4 protein-coding genes and 2 pseudogenes are annotated in these 6,750 nt (G+C 54.5%); 1 reads left to right on the top strand and 5 read right to left on the bottom strand.

The genetic code is table 11. The features are described from left to right. Positions 1-56: 56 nt before the first annotated feature. Positions 57-307 (bottom strand): annotated as a pseudogene (locus IKE44_RS13335) (alpha-amylase family glycosyl hydrolase); the annotation flags it as partial. A 175-nt stretch (positions 308-482) separates the two neighbouring features. Here IKE44_RS13335 and IKE44_RS13330 point away from each other — a divergent pair. Continuing rightward, positions 483-1,202 (top strand): MerR family transcriptional regulator, encoded by a 720-nt coding sequence (locus IKE44_RS13330; RefSeq protein WP_033014107.1) that lies wholly within the window; start codon positions 483-485, stop codon positions 1,200-1,202. Between the two features lie 200 nt (positions 1,203-1,402). Here IKE44_RS13330 and parC read toward each other — a convergent pair whose 3' ends face one another. The 4 genes and pseudogenes from parC to IKE44_RS13310 form a co-directional block, all read right to left on the bottom strand. After that, positions 1,403-3,847, bottom strand: a complete 2,445-nt coding sequence (gene parC, locus IKE44_RS13325; protein ID WP_033014106.1) for a DNA topoisomerase IV subunit A — start codon at positions 3,845-3,847, stop codon at positions 1,403-1,405. 61 nt (positions 3,848-3,908) lie between these two features. After that, positions 3,909-5,846 (bottom strand): DNA topoisomerase IV subunit B, encoded by a 1,938-nt coding sequence (gene parE, locus IKE44_RS13320; protein ID WP_033014105.1) that lies wholly within the window; start codon positions 5,844-5,846, stop codon positions 3,909-3,911. Between the two features lie 175 nt (positions 5,847-6,021). Beyond that, positions 6,022-6,441: a CoA-binding protein gene (locus tag IKE44_RS13315; RefSeq protein WP_033010909.1), complete on the bottom strand. Its 420-nt coding sequence runs from the start codon at positions 6,439-6,441 to the stop codon at positions 6,022-6,024. Positions 6,442-6,555: 114 nt separating this feature from the next. After that, positions 6,556-6,750 (bottom strand): annotated as a pseudogene (locus IKE44_RS13310) (ABC transporter); the annotation flags it as partial.

Genomic DNA, 6,750 nt, shown 5'->3' with positions numbered 1-6,750 from the left:
CGCGGCCCAGGCCGCCGCCGTCATTTCCGGCGCGCAAAATCGACAAATATAAGAATCACCATTTCCATCACTTCTTGCTCACTTTTGCCTTGTTCAAGCAAAATCCGGTACATATTGAGCGACTCGACGTCGCGGTAATCGCGGATATCGGTGAATTTCGGATCCGTCATGCCGATTTCTTCGCCTTGGTAGTCGTCGCCAACATTTTGGCTGATTCTTTCCAATACGTCCCGTCATCGCCATAGCGCGACACGATGCGCGGCTGATCGTGGTTGCACCAAAAGAGCGCATTCCAGCCCCCGCCTTGTTTGTCAACATCTTTCGATGACCACCTTCATTTTTCGACAATAGTTGTTGTTTTTTTGCTAACTTCCACTTCTTTTGTCATGTTTTGTCAAGCGGCAGGAAAATCAATGACCGAGTAGGAAAATAAAACATAACGCAAATCAATGCCAAAAGACGAGAAAGGATGAGGAAATGCGATGAAAACCTATACACTCCGCGAAGCAGCGAAAAAAATCGGGACGACCGCCCGCGACTTGAAACAGTGGGAAAAGCAATTCACTCAATGGATCACCGTTCCCCGCACCAGCCAAGGGGCGCGCATTTATACCGACGAGCTGATCCATCGATTTCGTCAAATCCGTATGTTGCTCGAGGAAGGCCGCCATCCGCGCGAAATCGCGGATCTCATCACCCAGATGAACGGGCGGCCCGCCGATCCACCTGCTCCGGTGGAACCCGATGTGATGGAAGGGGAAATTATTGACGTGCCCCGTTTGTTGCGCCATGGGGCCCCGTACATAGCAGAACAGCTCGTCGCCCGCGTAAAAGACGAGCTTGTCGACGCCGTCAAGCGCGAGGCAGCCGACACCATCCAACAGGCGATGAGGGAGGTCAAAGGGCAACTCGACCACCTCGGCGAGCAGACGAGCGCTGCGGCGGAAACCGTGCGCCGCTCCCTTCAAGACTACCAAGAAGCGTGGCAGCAAAAAACCGAGCAGCTGCACGAACATTTGGAAACGGTCGTCGCCTTTTGTCACGAAGAAAAAGCAAGGCAAGAACAGGAGCGAAAACAGCTCGAACAGCGCATTATCGAGCGGGAAAAAGCTTTCCGGGAACTGGTGCTTTCCTTTCGGCAAACAGCAGCCAACACCAACGCCGGCCGCTCCCGGACGAACAAATGGTGGAAGTTTTGGTAATTCCCGAATGGAAAGGCCGCAATCGAAAAAGGGGCTCCATGAAAAGGAGCGCCCTTTTTCGTTCCCTATTTTGTTGATCAATCTCCAACATGGGCTTGGCGGCAAACAAGCGTTGGTTTGAAAGCGTGGGGCTTTCGCCCGCGGTTTTCCGCCCTCAAACAACGCGCGCCGACCGGCAGGCACATCCGAACGGTCCGCCCTCATCCTTCTTCTCCTTTGCCAATCCCCTTCGCCGGTTCTTTCCAGACGTCCACCACTGCTCCCGCTTCATCCGTATCGATGACAAACGAGCCAGTGGCGTAGCGGTCCGACAAGCGAAGCGACGCAGTCTCCACCATCTCCGTCGCCCCTTTTTCCGTCCGCAGCCCGACCGTCCCCTCGCTCTCGCCGACCAAAACCGCTCCGGCCACGCAGTGCGGGTTTGATTTCACTTCGCGCACGATTCGCACACCCCGCTTGGCGCGCGAGGATGGCTCAAACTCGCCTAGCGCCATTTTTTTCACCGCCCCGCGCTGCGTCGCGACAACGAGAAAACCGCGGTCTTCAGGGCGAAGCGGGCAGGCGGCGGCGACAAAGTCTCCTTCTTTTAGTTGAATCCCTTTCACCCCAGCAGCGCGCACGCCGACTAGGCTGATTTCTTCTTCGGCAAACAAAAGTGCATAGCCATCATGCGTCGCCAGCCAAAGGAGGCCGCGGCCGTCCGTCGCATAGACGGCGGCGACCTCATCATCGTCTTTCACATGGACCGCAACAAGCGGGCGCGTGTAGCGCTGCACTTGGTATTGGGAAAGCTCGGTCCGTTTCACCATCCCTTGCCTCGTGACGAAGACGAGCTGTTCGTCCGTCTCAAACGAGGAAACAGGGACAGCGGCGATGAGCTCATCGTCGCGTTCCAGCGGAATCAAGCTTGAAATATGCTGGCCGACCTCTTTCCAGCGGATGTCCGGCAGCGTATGAACCGGGCAATACAAATAATAGCCGCGGCGGGTGAACAGCAAGAGCACATCGGTCGTATTCATCTCGAGCTGGGCGAGCAGACGGTCGGTCTCCTTCATGCCGATGTCCTGACCGTTCGATGCGCTGTACGAACGGTAGCTCGTTCGTTTCACGTATCCTTCCTTTGTCACGGTCACGATCACATCTTCAGCCGGAATGAGCGCTTCAACGTTCACTTTCAGCTCTTCGATCTCCTCTTCAATCGCCGTCCGCCGCTCGTCAGCATATTGCTTTTTCATGGCCTTCAATTCTTTTTTAATGACCGACAACAGCTTGTTCTCATCGGCCAACACCGCGCTCAGCTCGGCGATCGTTTTGTCGAGTTCTTCCGCTTCCTGCCGAAGCGCGGCGATATCGGTGTTTGTCAGCCGGTAAAGCTGAAGCGTCACGATCGCTTCCGCTTGCGCCTCGGTGAACCCGTAGCCTGCCATCAGCCGATCTTTCGCATCGCGCTTGTCACTCGACGCCCGAATCGTCGCGATCACCTCATCCAAAATCGAGAGCGCTTTGATCAACCCGTCGACAATATGCTTCCGCTCGTTCGCTTTTTTGAGCTCAAAATGCGAACGGTTCGTGACGACGTCCTTCCGGTGGACGATGTAGGCATCCAACAGCTCCGGCAAGCTCATCAGCTTCGGCCGGCGTTCATGGATCGCCACCATGTTGAAGCTGTATGGCACTTGCAAATCGGTGTTTTTGTATAAATAGTTAAGGATCGCCTCGGCATCGGCGTCTTTTTTCAGCTCGATGACGATCGACAGCCCGTTCCGGTCCGTTTCATCGCGGACGTCAGCAATGCCGTCGAGCTTTTTGTCCAAACGAAGCTCGTCAATTTTTTTCACCAAATTCGCCTTGTTCACTTCATACGGCAACTCCGTGATGACAATCTGCTTTTTCCCGCCTCTCGCCTGCTCGATGGCGGCTTTGGCGCGGATGATGATTTTCCCGCGGCCGGTCTCATACGCCTTGCGGATGCCGTCTTTCCCCTGGATGATGCCGCCGGTCGGAAAATCAGGGCCGGGAAGGACGGTCATCAGCTCCTCAACCGTGCAATCCGGCCGGTCAATCCGCATCAGGACAGCATCGATCACCTCGCCGAGCGCATGCGGCGGAATGTCGGTCGCATAGCCGGCCGAAATCCCGGTCGAGCCATTCACCAACAAGTTCGGAAACATCGCCGGCAAGACGGTCGGCTCCTCCGTCGTATCGTCAAAGTTCGGCACAAACGCGACCGTTTGCTTGTCAATGTCGCGCAATAACTCAGCGGCGATCGCCGACAAGCGCGCTTCCGTGTAGCGCATCGCCGCCGGCGGGTCGCCGTCGAGGCTGCCATTGTTGCCATGCATTTCAATCAGCACGTTGCGCAGCTTCCACTCTTGGCTCATCCGCACCATCGCCTCGTACACTGACGAGTCGCCATGCGGATGAAAATTGCCGATCACGTTCCCAACCGTTTTCGCCGCCTTACGAAACGGTTTATCGGCCGTGTTGCCATCGATGTACATCGCATACAAAATGCGGCGCTGCACGGGCTTCAGCCCGTCGCGCGCATCGGGCAGCGCCCGGTCTTGGATGATGTATTTGCTGTAGCGGCCGAAGCGGTCGCCAAGCACGTCTTCTAACGGCAATTCCAACAATCGCTCTGCCATCATACCTCTCCTTTCCTACAAGACATCGGCGCAATCATGGCGGCGTCTTTTCGCACCGCCATCAGCCGATCCACCCTGGCTCTTCCTCAAGCCCAAAGGCAACATGCGTTTCAATCCATTTGCGGCGCGGCTCGACTTTATCGCCCATCAGTGTCGTCACCCGCCGCTCGGCGCGAGCCGCATCTTCAATGCGCACGCGGATCAACGTGCGCGTTTCCGGATTCATCGTCGTTTCCCACAATTGATCGGCGTTCATTTCGCCAAGCCCTTTGTAGCGCTGAATCGTATAGCCGCGGCCCATTCGTTTCGTGATTTCCCGCAATTGCTCATCCGTCCATGCGTATTCGATGACTTCCTTTTTGCCGCTTTTTTTGCTGATTTTATAAAGCGGCGGCAAGGCGATGTACACTTTTCCCGCTTCAATGAGCGGACGCATGTAGCGGTAAAAAAACGTCAAAAGCAGCACTTGAATATGGGCGCCGTCCGTGTCGGCGTCGGTCATAATGATCACTTTGTCGTAGTTGACATCATCGAGCGAAAAATCAGCGCCGACGCCGCCGCCGATGGCGTGGATGATCGTATTGATTTCCTCGTTTTTCAAAATATCGCCAAGCTTCGCCTTTTCCGTGTTGATGACTTTCCCGCGCAGCGGAAGGACCGCCTGGAAGCGGCGGTCGCGCCCTTGTTTCGCCGAACCGCCCGCCGAATCGCCTTCGACCAAATACAGCTCGTTTTTTTGCGGATTGCGCCCTTGCGCCGGCGTCAGCTTGCCGCTTAAGAGCGCCTCTTTCCCTTTCCGCTTTTTGCCGCTTCTCGCCTCTTCGCGCGCTTTGCGGGCCGCTTCGCGCGCTTGGTACGCCCGGATCGCTTTTTTGATGAGCATCGTGCTCACGTCCGGATTTTCTTGCAAAAAGTACGTCAATTGCTCGGAAACAACCGCATCGACGGCTGAACGCGCCTCGCTCGTCCCGAGCTTGCCTTTCGTCTGCCCTTCAAACTGAAGCAAATGCTCCGGGATGCGCACCGAGACGATCGCCGACAGCCCTTCGCGAATATCCGTTCCTTCTAAATTTTTATCCTTTTCCTTAAGCAAGCCGACGCGGCGGGCGTATTCGTTAAAGACGCGCGTCATCGCCGTTTTCGCCCCGGCTTCATGCGTCCCGCCGTCTTTTGTGCGCACGTTGTTGACAAATGACAAGACGTTTTCCGAGTAACCATCATGGAACTGAAACGCAAACTCGACCTCAATGCCGTTTTGCTCACCAGAAAAATACACAACCGGGTGGAGCACATCTTTCTCCTCATTCAAATAGGCCACAAACGCTTCAATCCCGTTTTCGTAATGGAACACCTCCCGCATGCCGGTCCGTTCGTCAACGAGCTCAATTTTCAGCCCTTTTAACAAAAACGCCGACTCGCGCAGCCGTTCGCTCAAGGTTTCGTAATTGAACACCGTTGTGCTGAAAATCGTCGGATCCGGCTTAAAGTGAATGATCGTCCCGGTTTTGTCCGTCGTCCCGATTTTTTCAAGCGTTGTCACCGGCCTGCCGCCATGCTCAAACCGTTGGCGGTACATGAAGCCATCGCGGTGGATCGTGACGACGAGCCATTCCGACAAAGCGTTGACAACAGACGCCCCGACCCCGTGCAGGCCGCCGCTCGTTTTATAGCCACCCTGGCCGAACTTGCCCCCGGCATGGAGCACCGTCAAAATGACCTCCGGCGTCGGCTTGCCAAGTTTATGCATCCCAACCGGCATGCCGCGCCCTTCATCAAGGACGGTGATGCTGTTGTCTTTATGTATTTGCACCAAAATGTAATTTCCATATCCGGCCAACGCTTCATCGACCGAGTTGTCGACGATTTCATAAACAAGATGATGCAACCCGCGGCTGTCGGTGCTGCCGATGTACATCCCCGGCCGCTTCCTCACCGCCTCAAGCCCTTCTAACACTTGAATGGCATCTTCGTTATAGTCATGTATCGCTTGCTTTGCCACAAGCCCACCCCTTTCTGCCAAAACAAGAACATCTGTTTCTGTTTTATTGTATCATAAAATGACCAGCTGTCCATTGTCTTTTGACACCGCTTGACAAAATCGGACAACGGCGCCTGAAAAACGAAAGGACCATCTTAGAGAAGATGGCCGTTTCGTCAATGGCGCGCTTTGCCTGTTACGGGCGTTTCGTGAGCGCGTGTTCTACTTTAATGCAGCGATCCATAATCACCGTATAGCCTTTTTCCTTTAAAAACGCGTATGCTTCTTCATTGACGACGCCAAGTTGCGCCCAAAATACGTCCGCATCGATTTGCACAAACTCGCGGGCGAGCTCCGGTAAATGTTCGGAACGGCGAAACACATCGACGATATCGACATGTCCTTCGATATCCGTCAGTTTGTCGACCGCTGGAATGCCTTCCCATTCCTCGATCATCGGATTAACCGGAATGATTTCGTATCCGGCGTCTTTCATCGCCTTCGCCACCATATACGACTCGCGCTCGGGATTGTTGGACAAGCCGACAACGGCAATCCGCTTCGCCTTGCGCAAAATGTCGCCGATTTCTTCCCGGCTTGGGTTGACAATGGGCATCGGGTTCTCTCCTTCCCTCTTTGGTTTTGCAGTACTTGTTTCGCGATCGAGAAAGAAAAATCCTTCTATGAGACAGAAAATGGTTTAGCCCTTTTTAACATTGTGCAACAAACGCTAAAACTTTCCCGAACGAAAAATCGAGTAAAGCAGCCAACCAAAAAGAAAAGCGGACACACCTAATCCGATTTCAACAGCAGGAATTTTCCATAGCAGCATCGACTGCCGTCCGAACGATGAAGCGATCATCATGCCAGCCATGACGATGCTCCACGAAAGAAGAACGATGCTAATGGACAGTCGGTTCGTAAT

The organism is Geobacillus sp., from assembly GCF_017515625.1.
In the GTDB taxonomy this organism is placed as follows: domain Bacteria; phylum Bacillota; class Bacilli; order Bacillales; family Anoxybacillaceae; genus Geobacillus; species Geobacillus stearothermophilus.
This window is presented reverse-complemented; position numbering and strand designations above follow the sequence as displayed.

Bases quoted from the DNA above. Each gene is read 5' to 3' on its own strand.
- IKE44_RS13315 (WP_033010909.1), bottom strand. From the start codon at position 6,441: ATGCCCATTGTCAACCCAAGCCGGGAAGAAATCGGCGACATTTTGCGC.
- IKE44_RS13330 (WP_033014107.1), top strand. From the start codon at position 483: ATGAAAACCTATACACTCCGCGAAGCAGCGAAAAAAATCGGGACGACC.
- parC (WP_033014106.1), bottom strand. From the start codon at position 3,847: ATGGCAGAGCGATTGTTGGAATTGCCGTTAGAAGACGTGCTTGGCGAC.